The organism is Streptomyces sp. NPDC047028, assembly GCF_040644095.1.
Classification (GTDB): domain Bacteria; phylum Actinomycetota; class Actinomycetes; order Streptomycetales; family Streptomycetaceae; genus Streptomyces.
In genome coordinates this window covers 1-26,393 of the sequence record NZ_JBEYVS010000030.1, presented here as the reverse complement: position 1 = coordinate 26,393, position 26,393 = coordinate 1, and the positions used below count along the sequence as shown (strand labels likewise).

Genomic DNA, 26,393 nt, shown 5'->3' with positions numbered 1-26,393 from the left:
GGACCGCGATGAGACGCCGTACGCCGCCACCGCCTTCTCCGCTCCCCCAGCGGCACGGGGTCGACGCCGTGCGGGTGCGGCTGCCGGCCGGCGGGGCCTGGGCCACCGTGCGCGAGCATCTGGTGGAGCGGCTGACCGGGGCCGGACCGGGCGTGGTCGAGGCCCTGTTCACGGCGGGGCGTGTCGTGGGGGCCGACGGGCGGCCGGTGGCACCGGACGCGCCGTACGAGCCGGGCGCGTTCGTGTGGTTCCACCGGGACCTGCCCGCGGAGGTACCGGTGCCATTCCCGGTCCGCGTGGTCTACCAGGACGAGCACATCGTCGTGGCCGACAAGCCGCACTTCCTCGCCACGACCCCGCGCGGCTCTCATGTCACCGAGACCGCGCTGGCCCGGCTGCGGCACGACCTGGACCTTCCGGCGCTGGGCGCGGCACACCGGCTGGACCGGCTCACCGCCGGGCTGGTGCTGTTCACCGTGCGGCCCGAGGAACGCGGCGCGTACCAGACGCTGTTCCGGGACCGGGCGGTGCGCAAGGCGTACGAGGCCGTCGCGCCGTACGACCCCTCGCTCGCCCTGCCCCGGACCCTGCGCAGCCGGATCGTGAAGGAGCGGGGGGTGCTGGCCGCGCGGGAGGTGCCGGGCGAGCCGAACGCGCTGACGCACGTGACGCCGGCCGGGCACCGCGACGGGCTCGGCCGGTACCGCCTCGTCCCGGAGACCGGCCAGACGCATCAGCTCCGGGTTCACCTCAATTCGCTCGGCATCCCCATCCTCGGCGACCCCCTCTACCCCGAGGTCGCCCCACCCGCCCCACCCGACGACTTCCGCCGCCCCCTCCAACTCCTCGCCCGCACCCTGCAGTTCACCGACCCGATCACCGGCCACCCCCACCACTTCACCAGCACCCGCACACTCCAGTCCTGGGCCTCACCGGACGAGTGGGCGGGATGAGCCGACGGGCGGTCCGCCAGTCCCGAAGGCCCGCCGGCCTGGTGGCTTGGCAGCCAGTGGGGCCTGCTCAGGCGAGCATGCCCCCCTCGGCACGGACGCCGGCAACGCGGCCGCGGGCCCGGGCGTGCGCCCCCTGCCCCGGCGTCCCCGGCGTCCCGAGCCGGTGTCCGTTATTCCCCCCTCCACCACCGCAGCAGGCGGCGCCACATGCCCTGGCGGGGGGTGGGCGGGGACGGTTGTGTGACGGGTTCGGGGGTGGGGGGAAGCTGGGGCGGCTGGGCAGCGGGGGCGGGCGGTGGGTCCGAGGGGAGGGTGCCGATCTGCCAGGTGGGGCGGGGGGGCTGGAGTGGGGAGGCGCTCGGGGGGCGGGAGACGTCCTGCTGCGGCTTCGGCTCGAAGAGGACCGGCAGCGCCACCAGGTGCCGGGAGGCGATGGAGGACCGCCACTCCAAGTCCTCCTCCAGGCAGTCCAGATGGACGTCCGGGAGCCGCATCAGCAGCGCGTCCACGCCGACGTCGGCGATGGCGCGGCCGATGTCCTGGCCGGGGCACTCGTGCGGGCCGCCGCCGAAGGAGAGGTGGGAGCGGTTGCCCTGCATCCCGGCCGACAGGTCGGGCCGCACCCGGGGGTCGACGTTGCCGGGGGCCGGCGCGAACAGCAGCCCGTCGCCCTTGCGGATGCGCTGCCCGCCCAACTCGGTGTCCTGCTTGGCGAAATAACCGAAGACGGTGCTGAACGGCGGCTCGTCCCACAGGGACTGCTCGATGGCCTCCGGCACGGTCATCTGCCCGCCGTTGAGCTGGGCGCGGAAGCCCGGCTCGGTGAGAACCATCCGCAGCGCGTTGGCGAGGAGGTTGGTGGTCGCCTCGTAGGCCGCGAACAGCACGACCCGCAGGTGCTCGCGCACTTCGTCGTCGCTCAGCCCGGCCGGGTGCGTGACCAGGTAGCTGGTGAAGTCGTCCTCGGGCCGGGCCCGGCGCCGGGTGGTGAGCCGGCTCAGCGCGTCCATGACGTAGGCGTGGCTCTGCAGCGCGGTCTCGCTGCCCTTGAGCGCGTCACGGGCGGCCTGCACCATCCGGTCGTTGTACTCCTCGGGCATGCCGAGGATCTCGCACATCACGGCCATCGGCAGGTGCTCGGCGAACTGGGAGACCAGGTCGGCCCGGCCCCGCTCGCAGAAGCTGTTGACGAGGGTCTGGGTGGAGCGGCCGATGCTGCGCCGCATGCCCCGGTGGTCGATGGTCGACATGGCGCCGGTGACGGCCGCCCGCAGCCGCTGGTGCTCGTCGCCCTCGGCGTGCGAGCAGATGGGCTGCCAGGCGATGTGCGGCATGAGCGGGTGGTCGGGCTTGACCATGCCCTCCAGCAGCGGCGTCCAGATGCGGCTGTCCCGCGTGAACACCGAGGGGCTGCGCACCAGGTCCAGGTTCTCGGCGTGCCCGAGGACCACCCACATGGGTACGTCGTCGTGCAGCAGCACGGGCGCCACGGTGCCGTCCTCCTCCCGCAGCCGCTCGTAGAGATCGCCGAGATCGTCGGCGTCGGCGCCGTAGAGCCGGTGCAGTCCCCCGGGTCCCCGGCCGTGTGCCGGGCAGCCGGGCGGCGGTGCCGGGGCCGGGATCGGGGCGGGGTCGTGGGTGCCGGTGAGGGGGCGGTGTTCTGGCGTCACAGTGGTCGCTCCGGAAGCGATGGGGTGGGGGAGGATGCGAATCAGGTGAGGGTGCCGCTCATGGCGAGGGAGTGCAGGAAGCGCATCAGGGTCATCAGCACGTCCTTGCTGGAGGCCCGGCGCCGCACGTCGCATTCGACGATCGGGATGTCGGCGGCGAGGTCGAGCGCGGTGCGCAGCTCGTCCAGCGGGTAACGGGGCGCGTCGGGGAAGGAGTTGACGGCGACGACGAAGGGCACGCCGCGTTCCTCCAGCCGGCCCATGACGTCGAAGCTGACCTCCAGGCGCCGGGTGTCGACGAGGACGACCGCGCCGAGCGCGCCCTCGAACAGCCCGTTCCACAGGAACCAGAAGCGTTCCTGGCCGGGGGTGCCGAAGAGGTAGAGCACCAGCTTCTCGGTGATGCTGATGCGCCCGAAGTCCATGGCCACGGTGGTAGCCGTCTTCGTGTCGGAGCCGTAGTTGTCGTCGATGCCGATACCGGCCTGGGTCATGGTCTCCTCGGTGGTCAGCGGCCTGATCTCGCTGACCGACCCGACCATGGTGGTCTTGCCGACGCCGAAGCCGCCCACGATCACGAGTTTCACCGCGGTCTGCGCCGTCTGCGGCAGGTGGTCCTCGGTACGTGGGCCGGGGAGGGTGTCAGAGCCGTTGAAGTCCATGCATCACCGCTTCGAGAAGGGATCGGTCGGCGACCGCCCGCCGGATGATCGGGGCGCGCGCCTGCACCAGTTCGGCCGTGATCAGCTCGGTGATCAGTACGGTCATCGCGCTGAACGGCAGCTTCAGATAGGCCGAGAGCTCGGCGACGGACAGGGGGGCGGTACACAGCCGGAGCAGCGCGGTCTGCTCGGGGCCTGCGGACGGCGGGGGCTCGGTCCGCGCGACGATCAGGGTCACCAGGTCCAGTTCGGCCCGTCCGCCGTCACCGGCTCCGGCGATGATGTACAGCCGTTCGAGGTCCTTGCCGCCGCCCTCGCCGTCCCCCTCGCCGTCCGCCGGTTCGGGGGACGGCGCCGGCGGGGGCGGCGGCAACGGGGTGGGACGGCGCCGTTTGCGTCGTGGAGCGGTCATACGGTCTGCCCGTTCCTCCGGGGCGGACTGGTGAGGTGGGCGCCGATCCGGACGACGAGGTCGCGCATCATGCTGCTCATCCGGCCCGGTTCGCAGGTCACGTCGGCGAGCACGGCGAGGTAGGCGTTGGCGCCGGCGTTCATGAGGTAGAAGTAGCCGCCCTCGATCTCGATGACGACGACCTTCATGTCGCCGGCGCCGGGGATCTCCTGGATGATGGCGCCGGCCAGGCTCTGTACGCCCGCGCAGGCGGCGGCCACCCGGTCGGCGGCGTCGGGGTCGCCGCCGTAGCGGGCGATGCGCAGTCCGTCGGCGGAGAGGACCACGATCATCTCGATGCCCGGGACTCCGTCGTTGAGCTGCTTGAGCAGCCAGTCGAAGTTGCCTCGCTGCTGGATCACTTGAGGTCCCCCTCGTCGTCGGCCGTGGTGGGGTCGGCCGCGTCGTCGATCAGGTGCAGGTACTTGGTCGGGTTCAGCGTGAAGTCGGTCAGTTCGGAGGCCGTGGCGTCCTCGGGCATGCCCTTCCTCAGGCCGTTCCAGAAGTCCTCCATCCACATGCCGGGCGGCCGTTCCCTCAGCTTCTTCAGCTCGGGGTCCATCTCCGGCTCGGGTTCCGGCTCGCGTGTGGTCTGCGACCAGATGGTGGGCCTGCCCTCCCGCTCGGCGCGGTCGATGGCGGCCTGTTCGGCGACCCGCTGGGTGTAGGAGGTCTTGACCCGGCTGCGGCGCTGCGGCAGCCCGCCCGCCGTCCACTCGGTGACCTCGGGAACGTCGTCCTCCATGGAGATCCCGGCGGGGATGCGGGGGCTGGTGGGGCGGCGCTTCTTCGGCGGGCGCTTCGGGCCCTCGACGGCACCGAGTTCGGGCTGGGGCACGCCGGTCGCGCCGATGCCGTGGGCCACGCCGACACCGGGCTCGGTGGTCGTCATCACGCGGGGTACGACGAGGATGGCGCGGACGCCGCCGTAGGCGGAGGCGCGCAGGGCGACCTCCATGTCGTAGGCGGAGCAGAGGCGGCCGACGACGGCGAGGCCGAGGCGGGGGTTCTCCCCCAGGTTCTGCGTGTCGTTGCCGGCCTTGGCCGCCTCCAGGGCGCCCTCGATCCTGGCGCGTGACTCCTCGTTCAGGCTGACGCCGGCGTCCTCGATCTCGATGGCGACACCGGTCTGCACCTCGGTCGCGGTGACGTGGACCTTGGTCTGCGGGGGCGAGTAGCGGGTGGCGTTGTCGAGCAGTTCGGCCAAGGCGTGCAGGATCGGCTCGACGCAGGTGCCCTTGATGTTCATGTGGACGATGGAGTTCAGCTCGATGCGCTTGTACTCCAGGATCCGGGACATGGCGCCGCGCAGCACGCTGTAGAGCGAGACGGGCAGGGGCCACTGCCGGCCGGGGCGGCCGCCGCCGAGGACGGTGATGGTGTCGGCGAGGCGGCCGATCAGGGCGGTGCCGTGGTCGATGCGCAGGAGGTCGTCGAAGACCTCGGGGTTGCGGCCGTGGTCCTCCTCCATCTCCCGCAGTTCGTGGGCCTGTTGGTGGACGATGGCCTGGACGCGCCGGGCGACGCTCACGAAGGACCGCTCCGTGGCGTCGCGCATGGAGATCTCCTGGTCGACCTCGCGCACGGCCCGGCGGACGAGTTCGCGCTGCGACTCGGGGACGTGGCGCAGCTCGGGGTCGAGGTCGAAGACGCGGTGCATGGCGCCGCGCACCGATTCCCCGCCGCGCAGCCAGCCGACGGCGGTGGGCAGGATCTCGGTGCCGAGGCGGACGATCTCCTCGTCGTGGGCGGCGAGGCGGCGCTCCAGATACGCGGTGTGACGGGCGTGCTCGGCCTGTGCCTCCCGGAGTCTGCGTCCGCGTCGGACGACCTCGTACGCCGTGAGCAGCACCAGCACCGTGGCGACGGCCCCGCACACGCCGACGGCGACCCGGGCCGCGGGCGCCACCATGGCGGCGGCGCCGCCGCTCGCGCCGGCCATCACTATGGCCGGCGGCAACAGCACACGTGCATAGGGACGTTCACGGCGACCGGGCGGCTTCTGAACACTCACCATGGATGCCTTCTGAGACGAATCGGCTGGGTGTCGGAGGAGCTTTCGAGGGGAAGGTACATGGAACTGTCGGGATCAACTACGTGTATGGGAACAGGCGCACGAACCACCTCAACTCGGTGCGCCGCGGGCGAGCTTAGTCCGACCGGATCATCGCCGTGTCATATTCGGCAAGCACCTGAAATCCCCCGCACACCAGGGGTACGCTCAACTCCATTTGCACACAGGGCACTTATTCGAACACGTGGAGTAGCCGCCGATGGGCGCACGAATGCAACTCACCGTGACGAGTGAAAGAGGGTCGGGGCAGCCGACCTAAAGGGGCGCGGGGAACTGCGCGACAAGCCACAGTCCACCCGCACCCGCGAGACGCCTCACCCCACCGACGAGTAGGCGACAACCCCCCGCAGCAGCTGATCAACAGCCTTACGCGCAGCACGCGCCACAGTCGAGCCCTCCGCAGGAGAAGCCGCAGAGACTTGACCCAAGACGTCAATGACCTGCTTGCACCACCGCACGAAGTCCCCCGCCGGCATCTCCACCTCGCGCAGCACCTCGTCGAGCCCCTTCCCCGAGGCCCACATGTACGCGGCCCAGGCGAAGCCGAGGTCCGGCTCGCGCTGCCCGACCCCCTCCGTCTGGTTGATCCGGAAGTCCTCCTCCAGCGCGTCCAGCCGGCCCCAGATCCGCACCATCTCGCCCAGCGCGGCCTTCGCCTTCCCGGACGGCAGCTTCGGCGCCATCGCGTCGTCGCTGACCCGCGCCTCGTACACCAGCGCCGAGACGCAGGCGGCGAGTTCCGCGGGGCCGAGTCCCTCCCAGACGCCTTCGCGCAGGCACTCGCTGGCCAGCAGGTCGAGTTCGCCGTAGAGCCGGGCCAGCCGCCTGCCGTGCTCGGTGACCTCGTCGGCGCGCAGGTAGTCCAGTTCGGTCAGCAGGGCCACGATCCGGTCGAAGGTCCGCGCGATGGTGTTCGTGCGGCCCTCGATCCGGCGCTCCAGCTGCGAGGTGTCCCGCAGCAGCCGGTGGTAGCGCTCGGCCCAACGGGCGTGGTCCTCGCGGTCGTCGCAGCCGTGGCAGGGGTGGGCACGGATCGCCGTGCGCAGCCGGGCGATCTCGCGGTCGTCGGCGGCCTGTGAGCGCTTCTTGCGGGCCCGCTCGGGCGGGATGTGCCCGGCCTTGCTGCGCAGCGCGGAGGCGAGGTCGCGGCGGGACTGCGGGGAGCGCGGGTTGAACGACTTCGGGATGCGCATCCGGTCCAGCGGTTCGACCGGCACCGGGAAGTCCATCGACGCCAGCCGCTTGACCTGCCGTTCGGCGGTCAGCACCAGGGGGCGCGGGCCGTCGTGGTGGTCGAAGCCGCGGTGGCCGTTGGACCGCCCGGCGGGCAGCCCCGGGTCCAGCACCAGCGCCAGGCCCGCGTACTTGCCCGTGGGCACGTGGATGACGTCTCCGGGCTTGAGCTTCTCCAGGGCGACGGCGGCCTCGGCGTGCCGCTGGCTGGCGCCCTGCCGGGCGAGTTCGGTCTCCCGGTCCTTGAGTTCGCGGCGCAGCCGCGCGTACTCCTCGAAGTCGCCGAGGTGGCAGGTCATGGAGGCCTTGTAGCCCTCGAGCCCCTCCTCGTTGCGCTGCACCTGCCGGGAGATCCCGACGACCGACTTGTCGGCCTGGAACTGGGCGAAGGAGGTCTCCAGCAGTTCGCGCGAGCGGTGCCGGCCGAACTGCTCGACCAGGTTGACCGCCATGTTGTACGACGGCTTGAAGCTGGAGCGCAGCGGATAGGTACGGGTGCCCGCGAGTCCGGCGAGGTGCTCGGGGCTCATGCCGCGCTGCCACAGCACGACGGCGTGGCCCTCGACGTCGATGCCGCGCCGGCCGGCCCGGCCGGTGAGCTGGGTGTACTCGCCGGGGGTGATGTCGGCGTGCTGCTCGCCGTTCCACTTGACGAGTTTCTCCAGCACTACCGAGCGGGCGGGCATGTTGATGCCGAGGGCGAGGGTCTCGGTGGCGAACACGGCCTTGACCAGACCGCGTACGAACAGTTCCTCGACGACCTCCTTGAAGGTCGGCAGCATGCCCGCGTGGTGGGCGGCGATGCCCCGCTCCAGGCCCTCCAGCCACTCGTAGTAGCCGAGGACGTGCAGGTCCTCGGTGGGGATGGCGGCGGTGCGCTCCTCGACGAGCGCGCGGACCTGTTCGCGGGCCTCGTCGTCGTTGAGCCGGAGCCCGGCGTACAGGCACTGCTGGACGGCGGACTCGCAGGCGGCGCGGCTGAAGATGAAGGTGATGGCGGGCAGCAGGCCCTCGGCGTCAAGGCGCTCGATCACCTCGGGCCGGCCGGGCGTCCAGATCCGGGAGCGCTGCCTGCGCTCGCGCTCCCGGTCGGCCTCGCGCATGGCGCGGCCGCGCCGGCGGTCCTGGTACGACGGCCTGCTCGCCTCCATGCGGGCGAGGCGGGCGAGGTCGGGGTTGACGGCCTTCCTGTGGCCCTCGCCCTCCTCGAACAGGTCGTACATCCGGCGCCCGGCGAGCACGTGCTGGAAGAGGGGCACGGGCCGGTGCTCGGAGACGATCACCGCGGTGTCACCGCGGACGGTGTCCAGCCAGTCCCCGAACTCCTCGGCGTTGGAGACGGTCGCCGACAGCGAGACGAGGGTGACCGACTCGGGCAGGTGGATGATCACCTCTTCCCAGACGGCGCCGCGGAACCGGTCGGAGAGGTAGTGCACCTCGTCCATGACCACGTAGCCGAGGCCGAGGAGGGTCTGGGAGCCCGCGTACAGCATGTTCCGCAGCACCTCGGTGGTCATCACGACCACGGGGGCGCCGGAGTTCACGCTGTTGTCGCCGGTGAGCAGGCCGACCTTGTCCGCGCCGTAGCGGCGGCACAGGTCGGCGTACTTCTGGTTGGACAGCGCCTTGATCGGCGTCGTGTAGAAGCACTTCTTGCCCTGCCCCAGGGCGAGGTGGACGGCGAACTCGCCCACGATCGTCTTGCCGGAGCCGGTGGGCGCGGCCACGAGCACACCCTGTCCGGCTTCGAGGGCCTGGCAGGCCTCGATCTGGAAGGGGTCGAGACCGAAGTCGTACATCTCGCGGAAGGACGCGAGCGCGGTGGCCTGCTCGGCAGCCCGCCTGCGGGCCGCCGCGTACCGCTCGGCCGGTGAGAGGTCCTGAGTCATCGTGCTTTCGAGCGTACCGGGCCGCACTGACAACAGGACGATCATTATCCGCGGCAGCGAGCCATCGGGCGGGCGCCGACTCCGGAAACGCAGGCGCCCCGGCCCGGGAGACTCCCGGCCGGGGCATCCGGCGTCTGGCGGCTCCGGTGACGGAGAGCCCTCGTTCGTCACATCACGTGATGTCGTCGTACCCGTTGACGCGTTCGCTGCCCGGGAGCTCGGGGGCGGTGCTCGCGGTCACCGACTCCACCTCGCCGATGTCGTCGGGCGTGAGGTCCAGCTCGGAGGCCTCGTCGTCCCCGGGTCCCCCGGCGTCGCGGCGGGCCCGGCGCCGGTCGTTGAGCAGCGAGAAGGCCACGGCGATGAAGAAGAGCGCCCAGATCGGCGACGCCAGCGCCAGCATGGTCATCGGGTCGGGGCTGGGCGTGGCGATGGCCGCGAACGCGGTGATGCCGACGATCATCCCGCGCCACCAGCCGAGCATCCGCTTGCCGGACAGCACGCCGGTGAGGTTCAGCATGACCAGCAGCAACGGCATCTCGAAGGCGAGGCCGAAGACGACGATCATGCGGGTGACCAGGTCCAGCAGGTCGTCGAGCGGCAGCAGGTTCTCGGCGCCGGTCGGCGTGAGGTCGATCATCACCCGCGCCGTGGTGGGCAGCACGTTGAACGCGAGGTATCCGCCGCCGACGAAGAGAGGGAAGCCGAAGCCGACGAAGGCGTAGGCGTACTTCTTCTCCTTGCGGTGCAGGCCCGGCGCGACGAACGCCCAGAGCTGGTAGAGCCAGACCGGCGAGGCGAGCACCACACCGGCCGTCAGCGCGACCTTCAGGGCCAGGGTGAAGGGAGCCAGCAGGCCGCTGACCGTGATGTGCGCGCAGTGGACGTTCTTCGACTTGGCCAGCTCACCGAACGACTGGTCGCAGCCGATCTCGTCCAGGATGGGCCGGGTGATGAAGTCGATGATGTCCTTGTAGAAGAACGCCGCCACGATGGTGACGACCAGGATCGCCAGGACACCCTTCGCGAGCCGGTTGCGCAGCTCACGCAAGTGATCCGCGAGCGGCATCCGCCCCTCGGGATCTCTCTCCTTGTTGCGGGCAGACTTGGGCAACCCACATCCTCATCTCGTGCAGGGGACCGGATCGCCCCGGTCCTCGCGTCAGCGCTGGGTCGTGTCCGTCGGCTCGTTGACCGGGCGGGAGCTGGTCACGTCGCCGGGCGCGGCCTGGATCGTGCGCTGAGCCGGAGAGGGCTCCTCGGCGGGCTGGGCGGAGGAGGCGGTGGACTTGCCGCCGTCGTCCTTCATCGCCTTCGCCTCGCTCTTGAGGATGCGCGCGGACTTGCCGAGCGAGCGCGCCATGTCCGGGAGCTTCTTCGAGCCGAACACGAGGACGATCACCAGAACCAGGAGCAGGATGTGCCACGGCTCAAGTCCGTTGCGGAACATAAATCTTCACCTTCTCACCGAGGCGGGGCGGCGGGGCCATGTCCGACCGGTCGGACACGTGTCCGAACCTGGTGCTTCGCAGCGATCGTATCGCCTGGGAGTGAACACGGGACAATCCCGGGGCGTGACTCTGCTCTGCGGACCGTGCCTCGTCGCCGGGCCGCGACCTGAAGCGTACCTGGCCCGGTGGGCGGCGTAACAGGGCGAAGTGACGCACACCGCTCACACGCGCGGACTCACCGGCCTTTGACCAGGTCCGTCACAGGGAATCCACGGCCCGGGCCGCGCTCACCGCCGACTTCTCCAGGTCCTCGGCCGCCCTGCTGATACGGCGCGCGGAGTCCGTCACCTGCTGCCCGAGGCGCCGCGCCTCCAGGAAGACCCGGACGGCGAGCACACCCAGCACGGCGAGACCCAGAAAACCCACGGCAACGGCGAACATCGGCCAGAACATGAGCCGAGCCTAGTGCCCCCGCGGGCGTGCCTCCGCGAACCGTCGCACCAACGGGAGTGCGGCCGCGCGACCTAGACCGTCGAGTGCAGTCGCAGGGTCCGGACGCCGCCGCCGGTCAGCAGTTCCACGATCCGCTCCCCCGCCGGCTTGCGGACGGCCGCGCCGCAGTCCGGGCAGGTGAAGGAGTAGAACGTGGTCCGGCTGCTGGCGCCGATGGCTAGGCGCAGGGCGCTCGCGGTCAGCTCGAAGCGGCCCCGGCAGTCCGGGCAGCCCGCCCGGAACACCACGGGCACCACTCTCCGCATCCCGGCGAAGGCGGCCGCCACCGTCATTTCCCGCGCACCGGACACCGCACCGGACACCGGAGACTCGCTCAACACCCTGGCTCCCGCCTGTCGTGAACACCGTGCACCGCCGGCGGTGACGTGTCGTACGCCGCCAGGGCCTCGCGGGCCGCCTGCCGTGCGCTGCCGGCCAGCTCGGCCGGCGAGACGATCCGTCCGTCGTGGCCCAGGCGCAGCGCGAGCCGGCGCAGCGAGGCCGGGTCGGGGGTGCGCAGAGTGATACGCAGCCCGCCGTCGGGAAGCTCATCCGCGCTGTCGTGCGGGTAGTACTCGGCGACCCAGCGGCCGCCCGGGCCGACCTCGACGACGACCTCCGGGTCCTCGGCGGCCGGCTGTACCAGCGCCTCGGACAGGTCCCGCAGCTCCATCTCGGGCGGCGCGGACGGCTCGTCCAGGATCCTGATCTCCGCGACCCGGTCCAGGCGGAACGTGCGCCGGGCCTCCGAGCGGCGGCACCAGGCCTCCACATAGGTGTGCCCGACGCTGACCAGGCGGATCGGGTCGATCTCGCGCTCGGTGACCTCGTCCCGGGCCGGCGAGTAGTAGCGGATCCACAGGCGGCGCCGCTCGGAGATCGCCCGGTCGACGTCGGCGAAGACCCCGCCCTCCGACTCGAAGGTCACCGACAGTCGGGAGCTGGCGCCGGCCGCCTCGCCGGCCGCCGTCTCCACCTTCGCCGTGGCCCGCAGCAGGGCCTGCCGGTCGCCCTCCCTGAGGCCGGGCAGCGTGGCCACCGCGCGGGCCGCCACCAGCAGGGCGGTCGCCTCGTCGGCGGCGAGGCGCAGCGGCTCGGCCGCCTCCTCTCCGAGCGCCGCCGGGTTGTGCCACCAGATCCGCTCGCCGTCGGTGTCGATGTCCAGCAGGTCACCGCCGCGGAAGCTGGTGCCGCACATAGGCAGCAGATCGAGGTCCGAGACCAGCTCGTCCTCGGTGATGCCGAAGGCGCGCGCCACGTCCGCGATCCGGGCGCCGGGCCGTTCCCTGAGGTACGTCACCAGGGACAGCATCCGCCGGGTCTGGTCGATGGCGTTCACGGGCCTGACCGGTTTGCCTGCCACAGTGTTGCTCGCTCCCCCTCAGCCCTTGGCCACGGCACGCAGCCGGTCCACCACGTCGGCCCGCAGCTCGGCCGGCTCCAGCACCACGACGTCCGGCCCGAACTCGACCAGCCAGGCGTCCAGTCCGTGCCCGTACGGAATCTCCAACTCGTCCCAGCCGTCGCCGAGTTCCCGCACCTTGGCGGCTTTCGCCCGAAGGGGGTACCCGGCGCCGGACCGCAGCCGGATCAGCGCCGTGCGGTCGGCGATCTCCCCCGCCCAGCCAGCCACCGTCTCCCGGACCGTGACCACGTCCGGGACGGGCGCGGTGAAACCGCTGCCCCGCGAGCGCACGCGGCCGGTGATCCGGGACAGCCGGAACACCCGCTCCGCGCCCCGGTCCCGGTCGTACCCCGCCAGGTACCAGTGGCCGCGCCAGCACTCCAGCGCCCAGGGCTCCACGTGCCGGGGTTCGGGATGCGCGGCGGAGGCCTTTCGGTACTCGAAGACGACCGGGCGGCGGTCCCGGCAGGCCAGCATGAGCGGCTCGAAGGCCGTCTCGTGGACGGGGATCCGCGGTTCCAGCGCGCCGTGGGCCTCGTACGGGTCGACGCCCTCGGGCAGGCCGGCGGCCCGCAGCTTCTGCAAGGCGCCGCTGGCCGCGCCGGCGAGCCGGGCCTGCTGCCACACCTTGGCGGCCAGACCGAGGGCGGCGGCCTCCTCCGCGTCGAGGGTGATCGGCGGCAGCCGGTTGCTGTCCCGGCGGGCCAGATAGCCGACCTCGCCGTCGATGTTCTCGACGGTCTCGATGACCAGTCCCAGCTCGCGCAGGTCGTCCTTGTCCCGCTCGAACATCCGGTTGAAGGAGTCGTCGCTCCCGGCCGCCCCCTGCTCCGGCCTGAACGCCTCGACGTAGGCCTCAATGGACTCGCGCAGCTCACGCTTGCTCAGCGGCCGCCGGGTCCCCAGCAGGCACAGCGCGAGGTTCATCAGCCGCTCGGCCTTGGCAATGGCCATCGACGCCCTTCGCCTTCCCTCTGTTGCTTCCGACCGATGACCGTACCGCTCCGCGGTGTGGCGGCAAAAGCCGGAGCAGACAAAGAGGGCCCATGCGGACAGCACGGGCCCTCTTTCGACCAGGAACGGTCAGCGCTTGGCCACGCCCATCAGGTCGCAGACGAAGATCAGCGTCTCACCCGGGGCGATGGCACCGCCGGCGCCGCGGTCGCCGTAGGCGAGGTGCGCCGGGATGACCAGCTTGCGCCGGCCACCGACCTTCATGCCCTGTACGCCCTGGTCCCAGCCCTTGATGACCTGGCCGACGCCCAGCTGGAACTCCAGCGGGGTGCCCCGGTTCCAGGAGGCGTCGAACTCCTCGCCGGTGGAGAACGCGACGCCCACGTAGTGGACCCGCACGAAGTCGCCGGGTCCGGCGACCTCGCCGTCGCCCTCCCAGAGGTCCTTGATCTCAAGGTCCGCCGGCGCCGGCCCGTCCGGGAAGTCGATCTCCGGCTTGTCGATGTTCACGTCACTGGCTCCTGCTTGTGTACGACACGAAACGCGAACAGTCTTTCATCTCCGCACGCCCTCCGCCCGCCACCCGCACGGGCACGGCCGGCGCCGTCACATCGCGGCGAGGATGTCCACCGTGAACACCAGCGTCGAGCCCTTCTTGACGGCGCCGCCGCTCGGCGGGTTGTCGCCGTAGCCCAGGTCCGGCGGCACCACGATGAGCACCCGGCTGCCCACCTTCTTGCCGGTCAGCCCCTGCGCCAGGCCCTTGACGACCTGCTCCATCTGCTGCACCGCGAACTGGCTGAGCCGGCCCGAGCCGTACGTCCGCTGGAACGTCTTTCCGCCGTCCCAGACGAGGCCCTGGAACTGGCACAGGACCGTCTGGTCGGCGGTCACCTTCGGGCCGTCGCCCTCCAGCACGTACACCGACACCAGCTTCTTCGGCGGATCCGTCTTCGGCACGGTCACCTTCGGGACCTGGCCGTCGGTGTTGGTGCCGACCTTCGGCAGCGCCGGGTCCTGGGCGACCGGCTTGCCGTGCACGGAGCTCTTGGAGTTGAACGACTCCAGCACGTCGATCACGAACACCAGCGTGTCCGTGCCCTTGATCCCGGCCTGTGCGTTGCCCGAGGTGCCGTAGCCCCACTTCGGCGGCACCGCGATCTCGACCCGGCTGCCCACCTTCTTGCCGGTCAGCGCGTACCGCCAGCCGTCGATGACACTGCCCTGCGCCAGCTGGATCACCAGCGGCCGCTTGCGGTCGTAGGAGTTGTCGAAGACCTTCCCCGTGGCCCAGATCTGGCCCAGGTAGTCGGCCCTGATGAAGTCGTTCTCCGCGAGCGTGCGGCCGCTGCCCGCGATCAGCGTCCGCACGGCCAGGTTCTTCGACGGGTCGCCCGTGCCCTTGGCGACCGTCGGCTTCTCCCCGAACTTCTTGCCCGCGGTGACCGCCGGCAACGGCCCGTCCACGATCTTCGGCGGAGGCGCCGACGAGGCCGACGGCGACGCGCCGGGCTTGCCGGCTCCGGACTTGTCGTCGCTGCATCCGGCGAGCGTGACGAGTCCAGCGGGAACGGCGGCGAGGAGAAGAGAACGTCGGCGCACGGAAGCCTCGTAATCGGTCGATCTTGCGGACGGGCGTGCGCGCAACTCTACGACGTGAGCAGGGCGCCGTACCGGAAACGTACGGCGCCCGTGTGGCGCTCTGCCGGCAATTCCCGCCCGGAGCGCTCGACTCACATCTCTTCGCCTACATTCCGGCGATCAGCTTCTCCACCCGGTCGTCCACCGCACGGAACGGGTCCTTGCACAACACCGTCCGCTGGGCCTGGTCGTTGAGCTTCAGATGCACCCAGTCCACCGTGAAGTCCCGGCGCTGCTCCTGCGCCCGCCGGATGAAGTCACCGCGCAACCGCGCCCGAGTGGTCTGCGGGGGAACCGACTTGCCCTCGAAGATCTTCAGGTCGTTGCAGATCCGGGTCGCCTGGCCCTTCTTCTCCAGCAGGTAGTACAGGCCACGACGGCGGTGGATGTCGTGGTAGGCGAGGTCTATCTGCGCGACCCGCGGATGCGACATCGTCATGTTGTGCTTGGCCCGGTACCGCTCGATGAGCTTGTATTTCATCACCCAGTCGATCTCGGTGCCGATCCGGTCCAGTTCCTCCGTCTCGATCGCGTCGAGGGTGCGGCCCCACAACTCCAGGACCTGCGCCACCGTGCCCGTGCGGATGCCCCGGCGGTCGCAGAAGTCCACGGCCTTGTCGAAGTACTCGCGCTGGACCTCCAGGGCGGAGGCCTCCCGGCCGCTGGCGAGGCGCACCTTGCGCCGGCCCGTGATGTCGTGGCTGACCTCGCGGATCGCCCGGATCGGGTTCTCCAGGGTCAGGTCGCGCATCACCGTGCCGGCCTCGATCATGCGCAGCACCAGGTCGGTCGCGCCGACCTTGAGCAGCATCGTCGTCTCGGACATGTTCGAGTCGCCCACGATGACGTGCAGCCTGCGGTAGCGCTCCGCGTCCGCGTGCGGCTCGTCACGCGTGTTGATGATCGGGCGGGACCGCGTCGTCGCCGACGACACGCCCTCCCAGATGTGCTCCGCGCGCTGGCTCACGCAATACACCGCACCGCGCGGGGTCTGCAGCACCTTGCCCGCACCGCAGAGCAGCTGCCTGGTCACCAGGAACGGGATGAGGATGTCGGCGAGGCGGGAGAACTCCCCGTGCCGCGCCACCAGATAGTTCTCATGGCAACCATAGGAGTTGCCCGCCGAGTCCGTGTTGTTCTTGAACAGGTAGACGTCGCCCGCGATTCCTTCCTCGTGCAGGCGTCGCTCCGCGTCCACCAGGAGTCCCTCGAGAATGCGCTCGCCGGCCTTGTCGTGGGTGACCAGCTCGGTCACGTTGTCACATTCGGGTGTCGCATATTCCGGATGTGACCCCACATCGAGATACAGCCGGGCGCCGTTGCGCAGAAATACATTGCTGCTGCGGCCCCATGACACGACACGGCGGAAGAGGTACCGCGCCACCTCGTCAGGAGACAGGCGCCGCTGTCCCCTGAACGTGCACGTGACGCCGTACTCGTTCTCCAGCCCGAAAATGCGGCGGTCCATGACTGAACATTACGCCCGATCACCCGAGCTGAAACGGGGTTCGACAGCACGATTTGGATCATTTTCCGATGAAGCCGCAACAACCGCGCCCCGCGCGGGAGCTGCGAGGACCCCGCTCAGGGCCAGCAGCACCAGCAGCGACACCGCCCCCGCCGCGCCCGGCACCGCGAAACCCCAGCGCGCGCCACCCGCCTGGACGACCGGCCCGGCCAGGCCCGTTCCGACCGAGGCGCCCACCGTGAACGTCGTCACCAGCCACGAGAACGCCTCCGTGACCGTCCCGCTCGGAGCGTGCCGGTCCACGAGGATGAACGCGCAGGCGATGCACGGCGCCAGGAACACTCCTGCCAGCACCGCCAGGGCCACCATCGCCGGCACACCCGGCATCCACACCAGCGGCAGGTAACACACCGCCAGAAGCGCCACCAGCCACCGCAGTCGCCGCTCCGGCGCACCCCGCCACTGCCGCGCCCCGTACGCGGTACCGCCCACGAGCGCGCCTAGGCCCACGCCCGCCATCAGCCAGCCGTACACCGCGTCACCGCCATGACCGTCCGCGTACGACACCGACGCCACCGCGATCGAGCCCAGCGCCATCCCGACGAACAGGAAGGAGCCCAGCAGCACCAGCAGACCGGGCGACCGCAGTGCGCCCAGCCAGTGCGCCTCACGCGGCGCCGACCGCCACGCGCGCGAGGGCGGCGACAGCACGACCGACAGCGCCCCCAGCACACCCAGCCCGTTCAGCACGAGCAGCGCCGCCCGCTCCGACCACATCGACACGCACAGCGTCACCAGCAGCGGGCCTACCGTGAACATGACCTCCTGAGCGACCGCGTCCATCGCGTACGCCGTGTGCACCTGCTCCTCGCGGCGCAGCACCGAGGGCCACAGGGCGCGCAGCCCGCCCTCCAGCGGCGGCGTGAACAGTCCCGCCGCGGCGACGGCCGCGTACGCCACCGGCAGCGGGTCGGTACCGCAGAACGCGAACGCGCCCATGGCGAGGGCGGAGGCGAGAGCCGCCGGCAACTGCACGCGCGGCTGGCCGTACACGTCCACCAGCCGCCCCAGCACCGGCTGCCCCACGGCGTTGGCCACCCCGTACGCCGCCGCGAGTCCCCCGGCGAGGCTGTACGAGCCGCCCTGCGCGCGCACGAACAGCACCAGCGCGATCGCCGCGGTCGCGTTCGGCAGCCGGCCCACGAGCGTGCCGGCCAGCAGCCGGACCGCGTGCCGCGCCCTGAGGACCTCCGAAAAGCCCGCGGCCATGTCCAGCCTCCAAGTGTTACGTATAACCCCGCCTGTCATACGTACCATGTGCGCTGTTCACACGTCCAGGCGAACGACCCGCCAGAACAGGAGCACGACCACGGTGGCACGCAGCAGCACGCGCCCGACAAGCCGTGACGTCGCCCACGCCGCGGGAGTCTCCCAGGCCGCCGTCTCCCTCGTCCTCGGCGACAAGTGGCGCGGCCGGGTCTCCGAGGCCACCGCCGAACGCGTCCGCCAGGCCGCCCGAGACCTCGGCTACCGCCCCAACCTCGCCGCCCGCAACCTCCGCCTCGGCCGCACCCGCACGGTCCTCCTCGTCGTGCCGGCCCTGACCACCGAGTTCTTCGCCGGCGTCTACACCGGCGCCGCCCGCGTCGCCGGCCGGCACGGCTTCGGCGTCGTCCTCTACCCCTCCCCCGAGGGCATCGGACCGGCCCGCGACCCGTTCGCCTCCGCACAGGCCGCCCTCGACGGCATCATCGCCTCGTCCATGGCCGCCGACGCCCTCACCGCCCTGCGCGGCGACCAGCTCCCCCTCGTGATGCTCGACAGCGACCCGCACGGCAGCCTCGGCGCCGCCACCGTCAACCTCGACATCGCCGACGGCGTCCGCCAGATCACCGGGCACCTGCTCGGCCTCGGCCACCGCCACGTGCTCCACCTCGCGGCCGACGTCCCCTCCTGGACCTTCGACCTGCGCGCCCGCGAACTGGCCCGCCGCCTGGCCGCCACCCCCGGCACCCGGCTGCGCACCGCCCGCGCACCCATCTCCATCGACGGCGCCCGCACCGCCACGGAGGCCGCGCTCGCCGCGCCGGGCCCCCGGCCCACCGCCGTCATCTGCGACGACGACAAACTCGCCGCCGGCGCCTACAAGGCGCTGCGCCGCCTCGGCCTGCGCGTCCCCGACGACATCTCCGTCACCGGACTCGACGACCTGGCCCTCGCCACCGCCCTCGACCCCGAACTCACCACCGTCCGGCTCGACGCGGAGCTCTTCGGGGAACGCGGCATGCAGGCCCTCCTGGCCGTCCTGGACGGCCGCACACCCGACGCCGGGGACATCCCCGTGGAACTCGTGGTGCGGGGCTCCACGGCCCCGGCACCGGCCTCCTGACGCGCGGGTGCCCCGGCCAGATCACCGGCCGGGGCACCCGCGCGCCGAGGTATCCGCTACTCGTCCTCGTCCTCGGAGGTCTCCGCCTCCGTCGACGCGCCCTCCGCCTCCAACAGTCGGGCCAGCTGCCGGCCCACGATCCGCTTGAACTTCCGCTTCTGCGGCCGCGTGCGGTCCAGCACCGCCACTTCCAGCCGCTCCGCGGGAATCTCCCGCTCGCTGCCGTTGGTGTCCCGCGACAGCGCCTGCACGGCCAGGCTCAACGCCTCCGCGAGACTCATCCCGTCCTGATGGCGCTGATCCAGGAAGCCACTGATCTGCTCGGCGTTGCCGCCGACCGCCACCGAGCCGTGCTCGTCGACGATCGAGCCGTCGTGCGGCAGCCGGTAGATCTGGTCGCCCTCCGGGGTCTCCCCGACCTCGGCGACCACCAGTTCCACCTCGTACGGCTTCTCCGCCGCCGAGGAGAAGATCGTGCCCAGGGTCTGCGCGTACACGTTCGCCAGCCCGCGGGCGGTCACGTCGTCACGGTCGTAGGTGTACCCGCGCAGGTCGGCATAGCGGACACCGCCGATCCGCAGGTTCTCGTACTCGTTGTACTTGCCGGCGGCGGCGAAGCCGATCCGGTCGTAGATCTCGCTGAACTTGTGCAGCGCACGGGACGGGTTCTCGCCGACGAACACGATGCCGTCGGCGTACTGGAGCACCACGAGGCTGCGACCGCGCGCGATGCCCTTGCGGGCGTACTCCGCGCGGTCCGCCATGGCCTGCTGGGGTGAGACATAGAACGGCGTCGACACCGGTTATCCGTCCCTTTCTGTCATGGTCACAGTGATCACCTTCCACACAACCGGTCCGCGGTCAGAGCAGCGCGGCCTTCGGGCCGTCCGGCTCCTCCAGACGCTTCTGCAGCACCGCGCGGGACAGGTCGGACGCCTGCTCCTCCGTCAGCCTGCGGAAACCGTCCTCGGTGATCACGGTGATGATCGGGTAGATCCGGCGGGCGACATCGGGACCACCGGTCGCCGAGTCGTCGTCAGCCGCGTCGTACAGGGCCTGGACGACCAGGGTCGTGGCCTGCTCCTCGGTCAGGTCCTCCCGGAACAGCTTCTTCATCGCGCCCCGCGCGAAGATCGAGCCTGAACCGGTCGACGCGTAGTTGTGCTCCTCGGAACGGCCGCCCGTCACGTCGTACGAGAAGATCCGCCCCCTGTCCCGGTCCACGTCGTACCCGGCGAACAGCGGCACCACGGCCAGGCCCTGCATCGCCATGCCCAGGTTGGACCGGATCATCGTCGACAGCCGGTTCGCCTTGCCCTCCAGCGACAGCTGCGCACCCTCGACCTTCTCGAAGTGCTCCAGCTCCAGCTGGAAGAGCTTCACCATCTCCACGGCGAGACCGGCGGTGCCGGCGATGCCCACGGCCGAGTACTCGTCGGCGGGGAACACCTTCTCGATGTCCCGCTGGGCGATCACATTGCCCATGGTGGCCCGGCGGTCACCGGCCAGCACCACGCCGCCTGGGAACGTCACCGCGACGATCGTCGTCCCGTGCGGCGCCTCGATCACCCCCTGCGTCGGCGGCAGCTGCCGCTTGCCGGGCAGCATCTCCGGCTGGTGCTCGGAGAGGAAGTCCATGAAGGAGGAAGATCCTGGCGTCAGGAAGGCAGCTGGTAGACGCCCGGTGCCACGAGTATTGGCTTCCACGAGTTTCCTTCCAGATAGGCGGCAGCCCGGCCCGCGGCGTCGGGATCCTCCCCCAACTCGCCGATGGCCGAATCGCAGTTGAAGCACAGTACGCCAGGGACCCTACCCGTCTTGGGGCGGTGATCCACATGTTCGGCCGATGGCCTCCCGGCAGTGAACCCGGAGGCCATCGCGCCGGCGCCGTCCCGTGCGCACGCGCGGGAGGCAGGCTCCGCCCGCCCGTCCCGCACCGCTTCACGTCCGGTTCCTCAGCCACTCCACTGTGACCTCCGCTTCGAAGGTCACGCGACTGATTCGCCTTTACTCTCCACCCTTTTGCACGAAGGAGCGCACGAAATCCTCTGCGTTGGACTCCAGGACATCATCGATTTCGTCCAGGACGTCGTCCACGTCGTCGCTCAGCTTTTCCTGTCGCTCCTTGAGGTCCTCGGCAGCCTGCGCGTCCTGCGCCTGCTCCTCGACCTCTTCGGTGGAGCGTGTGGCCTTCTGCTGGCCGCCGCCGGTGTCCTTGGTTGCCATAACCCTCACCCCGCTCAGATCGCCCGACATGGTCGTCAGGTCGGCATCGCTGCCGATCGGTGATGATCAGACCCTACAAGCCGGGTCCGACATCGGCCCCGCAGTTTCGACAACGTGCGGGGGCCACTTCGATGATTCCCGGGCGGTGGGGTTTCCACCCTGTCCGCCCGGGCCGGTACGAGTACCCCACGTGACCTTGCTCAGCCGCCGGACAGGATCCTGACCAGGTCTTCTGCCGTGCGGCAGCGGTCCAGCAGCTCCTTGACGTGATTTCGCGTTCCGCGTAGCGGTTCCAGGGTTGGGACCCGCTGCAGGGAATCCCGGCCGGGGAGGTCGAAGATCACCGAGTCCCAGGAGGCGGCCGCCACGTCGTCGGCGTACTGCTCCAGGCAGCGCCCCCGGAAGTAGGCGCGGGTGTCCTCCGGGGGCTTCCTGCGGGCCCGGTCGACCTCCGTCTCGTCCAGCAGCCGCTTCATGCGCCCGCGGGCCACGAGACGGTTGTAGAGGCCCTTCTCGGCGCGCACGTCGGCGTACTGGAGGTCGACGAGGTGGAGCCGGGCGGCGTCCCAGTCGAGGCCGTCGCGGCGGCGGTAGCCCTCCATGAGTTCCCGCTTGGCGACCCAGTCGAGCTCGCCGGCCAGGCTCATCGGGTCGTTCTCCAGCCGGTTGAGGGTGTCCTCCCAGCGGGCCAGGACGTCCTTGGTCTGCTCGTCGGCGTCGGCCCCGAAGCGCTCCTCGACGTACTTGCGGGACAGCTCGAAGTACTCCATCTGGAGCTGTACGGCGGTCAGGGTACGGCCGCTGCGCAACGTGATGAGCCGTTGCAGGGTCGGGTCGTGGGAGACCTGGTGGAGCGTGCGGACCGGCTGGTCGACGGCGAGGTCGACGGCGATGAAACCGTCCTCGATCATCGACAGGACGAGGGCGGTGGTGCCCAGCTTGAGGTAGGTCGAGATCTCGGAGAGGTTGGCGTCGCCGATGATCACGTGCAGTCGGCGGTACTTCTCGGCGTCGGCGTGCGGTTCGTCGCGGGTGTTGATGATGGGCCGCTTGAGTGTCGTCTCCAGGCCGACCTCGACCTCGAAGTAGTCGGCGCGCTGGCTGAGCTGGAAGCCGTGCTCGTGGCCGTCCTGGCCGATGCCGACGCGGCCTGCGCCGGTGACGACCTGGCGGGAGACGAAGAAGGGGGTGAGGTGGCGGACGATGTCGGAGAACGGTGTCTCCCGCCGCATGAGGTAGTTCTCGTGCGTGCCGTAGGAGGCGCCCTTGTTGTCGGTGTTGTTCTTGTACAGGTGGATGGGCTGGGCGCCGGGGAGCTGGGCGGCCCGCTCGGCGGCCTCGGCCATGATCCGTTCGCCGGCCTTGTCCCACAGGACGGCGTCCCGGGGGTTGGTGACCTCGGGGGCGCTGTACTCGGGGTGGGCGTGGTCGACGTAGAGGCGCGCGCCGTTGGTGAGGATGACGTTGGCGAGGCCGATGTCCTCGTCGGTGAGCTGGGTGGAGTCGGCGGCCTCGCGGGCGAGGTCGAAGCCCCGTGCGTCGCGCAGGGGGTTCTCCTCCTCGAAGTCCCAGCGGGCCCGGCGGGCCCGGTGCATCGCCGCGGCGTAGGCGTTGACGATCTGGGACGAGGTGAGCATGGCATTGGCGTTGGGGTGGCCCGGGACGGAGATGCCGTACTCCGTCTCGATGCCCATTACTCGCCGTACGGTCATGCGGCCCTCCTTGCCCGGCGGCGCCCTCGGTCGTGGGTGCCGCTCACGTCCCGCTGGCGCTCCGGTGCGTGTGCGGTGCCCGTCCCCGCACTGCGCGACTCGGCGGTAGGAAAGAGCCTAGAACGCCTCTGCGCTGGTGGGGAGATCATTTGCGTCATTGCCTGCTCCGGTCGTGGCCTGCGGAAAGCAGTCGGCTGCGGGTACCCCGGTGAGGGCACCCGCAGCCGCCCCGCTTTTACAGGTACTGGCCGGTGTTCGCCACCGTGTCGATGGAGCGCCCGGTGTCGGAGCCCTGCTTTCCGGTGATGAGGGTGCGGATGTAGACGATCCGTTCGCCCTTCTTTCCGGAGATGCGGGCCCAGTCGTCGGGGTTGGTGGTGTTGGGCAGGTCCTCGTTCTCCTTGAACTCGTCCACGCAGGCCTGGAGGAGGTGGGAGACGCGGAGACCCTTCTGGCTCTTCTCGAGGAAGTCCTTGATCGCCATCTTCTTGGCGCGGCCGACGATGTTCTCGATCATGGCGCCGGAGTTGAAGTCCTTGAAGTAGAGGACTTCCTTGTCCCCGTTGGCGTAGGTGACCTCCAGGAAGCGGTTCTCCTCGGATTCGGCGTACATCTGCTCGACCGCTGTCTGGATCATGCCCTGGACCGTGACCGCCCGGTCGCCGCCGTGCTCGCCGAGGTCGTCGGTGTGCAGCGGGAGGCGCTCGGTGAGGTACTTGCCGAAGATGTCCTTGGCGGCCTCGGCGTCGGGGCGCTCGATCTTGATCTTCACGTCGAGGCGGCCGGGACGCAGAATGGCCGGATCGATCATGTCCTCGCGGTTGGAGGCGCCGATCACGACCACGTTCTGCAGGCCCTCGACGCCGTCGATCTCGGCGAGGAGCTGCGGGACGATGGTGTTCTCCACGTCCGAGCTGACGCCGGAGCCGCGGGTGCGGAAGAGGGACTCCATCTCGTCGAAGAAGACGATGACGGGGGTGCCCTCGCTGGCCTTCTCGCGCGCACGCTGGAAGACCAGGCGGATCTGCCGCTCGGTCTCGCCGACGTACTTGTTGAGCAGCTCGGGGCCCTTGATGTTGAGGAAGAAGCTCTTGCCGGCGGCCTGCCCGGTGACCTCGGCGACCTTCTTGGCGAGCGAGTTGGCGACCGCCTTGGCGATGAGCGTCTTGCCGCATCCGGGCGGGCCGTAGAGCAGGACGCCCTTGGGCGGGCGCAGCTCGTGCTCCTTGAAGAGGTCCGGGTAGAGGTAGGGCAGCTCGACCGCGTCGCGGATGGCCTCGATCTGGTTGCCGAGGCCGCCGATCTGCTCGTAGCCGATGTCGGGGACCTCTTCGAGGACGAGTTCCTCGACCTCGCTCTTGGGGACGACCTCGTAGACGTAGCCGGAGCGGGGTTCGAGGAGCAGGGCGTCGCCGGGGCGGATGGTGACGTCCAGCAGCGGCTCGGCGAGCCGCACCACCCGTTCCTCGTCGGTGTGCCCGAGTACCAGTGCGCGCTCGCCGTCCTCGAGGATCTCCTTGAGGGTGACGATGTCGCCGACGCGCTCGAACTGCATGGCCTCGACCACGTTGAGCGCTTCGTTGAGCATCACTTCCTGGCCGCGCCGGAGCTCGTCGACCTCGACGCCGGGGCTGACGTTCACCCGCAGCTTGCGGCCGCCGGTGAAGATGTCGGCGGTGCCGTCCTCGTTGGCCTGGAGGAAGACTCCGAAGCCTGCGGGGGGCTGTGCGAGCCGGTCGACCTCTTCCTTGAGGGCCACGATCTGGTCGCGGGCCTCGCGGAGTGTGTTGGCCAGGCGCTCGTTCTGGGCGGAGACGCCGGCCAGGTTGGTCTGCAGCTCGACGATCCGCTCCTCGAGAATCCTCGTGTGCCGCGGAGAGTCGGCGAGCTTGCGTCGCAGGACGGCGATCTCCTGCTCAAGATAGGCGATCTGTCCGGCCGGGTCGTCGGACCCTCGTCCCGGGCGGATGCCGCGGTTCATGTCGTCGTCGTGGGCTGCCACGGTCCTCACCTCCTCCAAGGGGAGCTGGACGCTTCCAGACCCTACCTGGGTGGGTGTCGATTGAAACCCCTAGATCACAAAGACTGTCAAGGTGTGTCGTCGGTCACCCGTTGCGCTCTCCCTCGTGCCGTTGGGATACCCACTCAACGTCATTCGGAAGCGGCTTGTTCCATGTCAGAGTTGCTCGAAACCCTTCGCGAGTGGCTGGAGTTGTCCGTTCCGGATCGGTTGGGCGACGCCTGGAAGGGCATGAATACGCTCGTACGATCATCACGCTGAGCAACAAGGAGGGTGTCCGGCGTCACCGTGAGTTCGGCTTGAAGTGATCGTCCGCCTCCTGTGCGTGGCCCTGTCCGGTCGCCGCCTCGTACCCGCCCGCCGGGGCCGGAAGCCCGCTGTTCCGGCCGCGCGTGGCGGCTTCGCCGGCGGAGGTAGGGTCGAGGTGTTCAGCAGCCGCTGGGGCGGACCCGGCCGGTGTTCGCACCGGGGCCGCCCCGGCGAACCGACGGCAGGAGAGGTGACCGTGCAGCAGGAGGCCCCGGGCGGCGAGGCGCTGGAGGTCTGGATCGACCAGGACCTGTGTACCGGCGACGGCATCTGCGCCCAGTACGCGCCGGAGGTGTTCGAGCTGGACATCGACGGGCTGGCCTATGTGAAGGGCGCGGACGACGAACTGCTCCAGGCCGCGGGTGCGACGGCACCGGTGCCGCTGCCGCTCCTCACCGACGTGGTGGACTCGGCGAAGGAGTGCCCCGGCGAGTGCATCCATGTACGCCGGGTCGCCGACCGGGTCGAGGTGTACGGACCCGGCGCGGACTGAGGCCCGGTCAGCTGCCGGAGCGTCACGGCCGGGACGTCACACGCTGTGCGCGCCCGCCGCGGTGGAGCGCACGAAGGCACGGCCGTTCCAGTTCCAGTCGGCGCCGGTCCTGACGTCGGGGCAGCAACTGGGCACGTCGTCGGAGGAGTAGCCGAGCAGGGTGGCGGTCACCGTGCCCGCGTGCAGGGCGAAGTCGGTGACGGTGAGCCGGTCCTTGGGGTCGACGAGCGTGGCGACCACGCGGGCCTGCGCGCTGTCACCGGCGCGGGTGAGGACGTAGACGGCGTCGGGCGGGGTGCCCATGGCGGCGTCGCAGTGGACCACCGCGACGGTTTCCGGCCGGCCGTCACCGTCCAGGTCTCCGGTGGCCTTCTTGGCGACCACCGCCTTGACCGGCCCGCAGTCGAGGGGGAAGCGCACCCCCGTGGTGGCGGGCGGGGCGACGGCGGGGGCCGACTTGACCTCGGTGCCGACGCCCTTCTGGGCGGCCGTCGCGGATCCGGGCTGCAGGAGCGGCGACAGGGCGACGACACCGGCGACCGCGGTGGCCGTGGCGACCCAGTGGATCGGCCTGGTGTGCGTATGGGCGAGCTCCGGAACGGCGGATTGCTGCACTAGGAGTGTCTCCTGCGAGGGCTGTGCCGGTGGGGGGGTGGCCAGCATGGTGCCACACGTCACAGTGCGGGGGAACGGCGGGGGCCGGGATTTCCGCAGGCGGGGAGCCCGCGCGCGTGGGGGCGCACCCGGTCCGGGTGCCGGGTCAACGAACGGGCGCCGTGCCCGGGTTCCCGGTATGGACCGGACGAAGCCCAAATTGCCGGACTTGCCGGGCTTGTCACCCGTTGTGGCGGTGGTGTTGGGGGGCATCGCTGTCCTTGCTGTCCTAACGCGAGCGGCAGGC

The 26,393-nt window shown here is 70.5% G+C and carries 25 protein-coding genes and 1 pseudogene; 3 read left to right on the top strand and 23 right to left on the bottom strand.

What is annotated here, in order from left to right; all coding sequences use genetic code 11:
- Nucleotides 1–8 precede the first annotated feature (8 nt).
- The gene (locus ABZ854_RS25075; protein WP_361214613.1) at nucleotides 9–953 is read left to right on the top strand and encodes an RluA family pseudouridine synthase; all 945 of its coding nucleotides are present in this window, start codon (nucleotides 9–11) and stop codon (nucleotides 951–953) included.
- A gap of 170 nt (nucleotides 954–1,123) precedes the next feature.
- Here the strand turns inward: ABZ854_RS25075 and ABZ854_RS25070 are convergent, their stop codons facing one another.
- The 16 genes from ABZ854_RS25070 to ABZ854_RS24995 form a co-directional block, all read right to left on the bottom strand.
- Complete coding sequence (locus ABZ854_RS25070; RefSeq protein ID WP_361214748.1) at nucleotides 1,124–2,575, bottom strand: cytochrome P450; 1,452 nt, start codon at nucleotides 2,573–2,575, stop codon at nucleotides 1,124–1,126.
- Nucleotides 2,576–2,664: 89 nt separating this feature from the next.
- On the bottom strand, nucleotides 2,665–3,285 hold the full coding sequence (locus tag ABZ854_RS25065) for an ATP/GTP-binding protein (RefSeq protein ID WP_361214611.1): 621 nt from the start codon (nucleotides 3,283–3,285) through the stop codon (nucleotides 2,665–2,667).
- A complete protein-coding gene (locus ABZ854_RS25060) occupies nucleotides 3,266–3,697 on the bottom strand; it encodes a DUF742 domain-containing protein (protein WP_361214609.1) in 432 nt (143 codons plus the stop codon). Before ABZ854_RS25060 ends, ABZ854_RS25065 begins: the two co-directional genes overlap by 20 nt.
- Complete coding sequence (locus ABZ854_RS25055; RefSeq protein WP_129310052.1) at nucleotides 3,694–4,098, bottom strand: roadblock/LC7 domain-containing protein; 405 nt, start codon at nucleotides 4,096–4,098, stop codon at nucleotides 3,694–3,696. Before ABZ854_RS25055 ends, ABZ854_RS25060 begins: the two co-directional genes overlap by 4 nt.
- The gene (locus ABZ854_RS25050) at nucleotides 4,095–5,753 is read right to left on the bottom strand and encodes an ATP-binding protein (protein ID WP_361214607.1); all 1,659 of its coding nucleotides are present in this window, start codon (nucleotides 5,751–5,753) and stop codon (nucleotides 4,095–4,097) included. Before ABZ854_RS25050 ends, ABZ854_RS25055 begins: the two co-directional genes overlap by 4 nt.
- A 371-nt stretch (nucleotides 5,754–6,124) precedes the next feature.
- Nucleotides 6,125–8,977, bottom strand: coding sequence for a DEAD/DEAH box helicase (locus tag ABZ854_RS25045; RefSeq protein ID WP_361214605.1), 2,853 nt, complete (start codon nucleotides 8,975–8,977; stop codon nucleotides 6,125–6,127).
- A gap of 127 nt (nucleotides 8,978–9,104) precedes the next feature.
- Nucleotides 9,105–10,046, bottom strand: a complete 942-nt coding sequence (gene tatC, locus ABZ854_RS25040; protein ID WP_361214603.1) for a twin-arginine translocase subunit TatC — start codon at nucleotides 10,044–10,046, stop codon at nucleotides 9,105–9,107.
- Between the two features lie 48 nt (nucleotides 10,047–10,094).
- The gene (gene tatA / locus ABZ854_RS25035) at nucleotides 10,095–10,382 is read right to left on the bottom strand and encodes a Sec-independent protein translocase subunit TatA (RefSeq protein ID WP_361214601.1); all 288 of its coding nucleotides are present in this window, start codon (nucleotides 10,380–10,382) and stop codon (nucleotides 10,095–10,097) included.
- Nucleotides 10,383–10,641: 259 nt separating this feature from the next.
- Nucleotides 10,642–10,836 (bottom strand): hypothetical protein, encoded by a 195-nt coding sequence (locus ABZ854_RS25030; protein WP_361214599.1) that lies wholly within the window; start codon nucleotides 10,834–10,836, stop codon nucleotides 10,642–10,644.
- Nucleotides 10,837–10,907: 71 nt separating this feature from the next.
- On the bottom strand, nucleotides 10,908–11,168 hold the full coding sequence (locus tag ABZ854_RS25025) for a hypothetical protein (RefSeq protein ID WP_129312140.1): 261 nt from the start codon (nucleotides 11,166–11,168) through the stop codon (nucleotides 10,908–10,910).
- A 41-nt stretch (nucleotides 11,169–11,209) separates the two neighbouring features.
- The gene (locus tag ABZ854_RS25020; protein WP_361214597.1) at nucleotides 11,210–12,238 is read right to left on the bottom strand and encodes a WYL domain-containing protein; all 1,029 of its coding nucleotides are present in this window, start codon (nucleotides 12,236–12,238) and stop codon (nucleotides 11,210–11,212) included.
- Between the two features lie 18 nt (nucleotides 12,239–12,256).
- Entirely contained in the window at nucleotides 12,257–13,234 is a 978-nt protein-coding gene (locus ABZ854_RS25015) for a WYL domain-containing protein (RefSeq protein WP_361214595.1), read from the bottom strand.
- 129 nt (nucleotides 13,235–13,363) lie between these two features.
- The gene (locus ABZ854_RS25010; RefSeq protein WP_361214593.1) at nucleotides 13,364–13,744 is read right to left on the bottom strand and encodes an FKBP-type peptidyl-prolyl cis-trans isomerase; all 381 of its coding nucleotides are present in this window, start codon (nucleotides 13,742–13,744) and stop codon (nucleotides 13,364–13,366) included.
- Between the two features lie 96 nt (nucleotides 13,745–13,840).
- Nucleotides 13,841–14,836: an FKBP-type peptidyl-prolyl cis-trans isomerase gene (locus tag ABZ854_RS25005; protein ID WP_361214591.1), complete on the bottom strand. Its 996-nt coding sequence runs from the start codon at nucleotides 14,834–14,836 to the stop codon at nucleotides 13,841–13,843.
- A gap of 145 nt (nucleotides 14,837–14,981) precedes the next feature.
- On the bottom strand, nucleotides 14,982–16,343 hold the full coding sequence (gene pafA / locus ABZ854_RS25000) for a Pup--protein ligase (protein ID WP_129310034.1): 1,362 nt from the start codon (nucleotides 16,341–16,343) through the stop codon (nucleotides 14,982–14,984).
- A 9-nt stretch (nucleotides 16,344–16,352) separates the two neighbouring features.
- Entirely contained in the window at nucleotides 16,353–17,612 is a 1,260-nt protein-coding gene (locus ABZ854_RS24995; protein ID WP_361214589.1) for an MFS transporter, read from the bottom strand.
- 103 nt (nucleotides 17,613–17,715) lie between these two features.
- Between ABZ854_RS24995 and ABZ854_RS24990 the strand changes: the two genes are divergently transcribed.
- The gene (locus ABZ854_RS24990; protein WP_361214587.1) at nucleotides 17,716–18,732 is read left to right on the top strand and encodes a LacI family DNA-binding transcriptional regulator; all 1,017 of its coding nucleotides are present in this window, start codon (nucleotides 17,716–17,718) and stop codon (nucleotides 18,730–18,732) included.
- A gap of 56 nt (nucleotides 18,733–18,788) precedes the next feature.
- Here the strand turns inward: ABZ854_RS24990 and prcA are convergent, their stop codons facing one another.
- From prcA to arc, 6 genes and pseudogenes are all read right to left on the bottom strand, one after another.
- Nucleotides 18,789–19,532 carry a proteasome subunit alpha gene (prcA, locus tag ABZ854_RS24985; RefSeq protein WP_361214585.1) on the bottom strand — a complete coding sequence of 248 codons (744 nt, stop codon included), beginning with the start codon at nucleotides 19,530–19,532 and terminating at the stop codon, nucleotides 18,789–18,791.
- A 61-nt stretch (nucleotides 19,533–19,593) separates the two neighbouring features.
- Nucleotides 19,594–20,439 (bottom strand): proteasome subunit beta, encoded by an 846-nt coding sequence (prcB, locus tag ABZ854_RS24980; protein ID WP_361214583.1) that lies wholly within the window; start codon nucleotides 20,437–20,439, stop codon nucleotides 19,594–19,596.
- Nucleotides 20,391–20,576, bottom strand: a pseudogene (locus ABZ854_RS24975) (endonuclease domain-containing protein); the annotation flags it as partial. The pseudogene ABZ854_RS24975 and the gene prcB, both read right to left, overlap by 49 nt.
- A gap of 163 nt (nucleotides 20,577–20,739) precedes the next feature.
- A complete protein-coding gene (locus ABZ854_RS24970) occupies nucleotides 20,740–20,958 on the bottom strand; it encodes a ubiquitin-like protein Pup (protein WP_328899374.1) in 219 nt (72 codons plus the stop codon).
- 200 nt (nucleotides 20,959–21,158) lie between these two features.
- On the bottom strand, nucleotides 21,159–22,670 hold the full coding sequence (gene dop / locus ABZ854_RS24965) for a depupylase/deamidase Dop (RefSeq protein ID WP_361214580.1): 1,512 nt from the start codon (nucleotides 22,668–22,670) through the stop codon (nucleotides 21,159–21,161).
- 235 nt (nucleotides 22,671–22,905) lie between these two features.
- Nucleotides 22,906–24,672, bottom strand: coding sequence for a proteasome ATPase (gene arc / locus ABZ854_RS24960; protein WP_361214579.1), 1,767 nt, complete (start codon nucleotides 24,670–24,672; stop codon nucleotides 22,906–22,908).
- Nucleotides 24,673–25,189: 517 nt separating this feature from the next.
- On the opposite strand from arc, the gene ABZ854_RS24955 reads away from it, so the two are divergent.
- Nucleotides 25,190–25,492 (top strand): ferredoxin, encoded by a 303-nt coding sequence (locus ABZ854_RS24955; protein ID WP_361214577.1) that lies wholly within the window; start codon nucleotides 25,190–25,192, stop codon nucleotides 25,490–25,492.
- 36 nt (nucleotides 25,493–25,528) lie between these two features.
- Here ABZ854_RS24955 and ABZ854_RS24950 read toward each other — a convergent pair whose 3' ends face one another.
- Complete coding sequence (locus ABZ854_RS24950) at nucleotides 25,529–26,107, bottom strand: hypothetical protein (RefSeq protein WP_361214576.1); 579 nt, start codon at nucleotides 26,105–26,107, stop codon at nucleotides 25,529–25,531.
- Nucleotides 26,108–26,393: the final 286 nt, after the last annotated feature.

What these genes read in the sequence shown, in the direction of transcription:
- dop (WP_361214580.1), bottom strand. Translation starts at nt 22,670, where the DNA reads ATGACCGTACGGCGAGTAATGGGCATCGAGACGGAGTACGGCATCTCC.
- ABZ854_RS24995 (WP_361214589.1), bottom strand. Translation starts at nt 17,612, where the DNA reads ATGGCCGCGGGCTTTTCGGAGGTCCTCAGGGCGCGGCACGCGGTCCGG.
- tatA (WP_361214601.1), bottom strand. Translation starts at nt 10,382, where the DNA reads ATGTTCCGCAACGGACTTGAGCCGTGGCACATCCTGCTCCTGGTTCTG.
- ABZ854_RS25075 (WP_361214613.1), top strand. Translation starts at nt 9, where the DNA reads ATGAGACGCCGTACGCCGCCACCGCCTTCTCCGCTCCCCCAGCGGCAC.
- ABZ854_RS25050 (WP_361214607.1), bottom strand. Translation starts at nt 5,753, where the DNA reads ATGGTGAGTGTTCAGAAGCCGCCCGGTCGCCGTGAACGTCCCTATGCA.
- ABZ854_RS25045 (WP_361214605.1), bottom strand. Translation starts at nt 8,977, where the DNA reads ATGATCGTCCTGTTGTCAGTGCGGCCCGGTACGCTCGAAAGCACGATG.
- ABZ854_RS24970 (WP_328899374.1), bottom strand. Translation starts at nt 20,958, where the DNA reads ATGGCAACCAAGGACACCGGCGGCGGCCAGCAGAAGGCCACACGCTCC.
- ABZ854_RS25065 (WP_361214611.1), bottom strand. Translation starts at nt 3,285, where the DNA reads ATGGACTTCAACGGCTCTGACACCCTCCCCGGCCCACGTACCGAGGAC.
- pafA (WP_129310034.1), bottom strand. Translation starts at nt 16,343, where the DNA reads ATGGACCGCCGCATTTTCGGGCTGGAGAACGAGTACGGCGTCACGTGC.
- ABZ854_RS25030 (WP_361214599.1), bottom strand. Translation starts at nt 10,836, where the DNA reads ATGTTCTGGCCGATGTTCGCCGTTGCCGTGGGTTTTCTGGGTCTCGCC.
- ABZ854_RS25025 (WP_129312140.1), bottom strand. Translation starts at nt 11,168, where the DNA reads ATGACGGTGGCGGCCGCCTTCGCCGGGATGCGGAGAGTGGTGCCCGTG.
- ABZ854_RS25060 (WP_361214609.1), bottom strand. Translation starts at nt 3,697, where the DNA reads ATGACCGCTCCACGACGCAAACGGCGCCGTCCCACCCCGTTGCCGCCG.
- ABZ854_RS25015 (WP_361214595.1), bottom strand. Translation starts at nt 13,234, where the DNA reads ATGGCCATTGCCAAGGCCGAGCGGCTGATGAACCTCGCGCTGTGCCTG.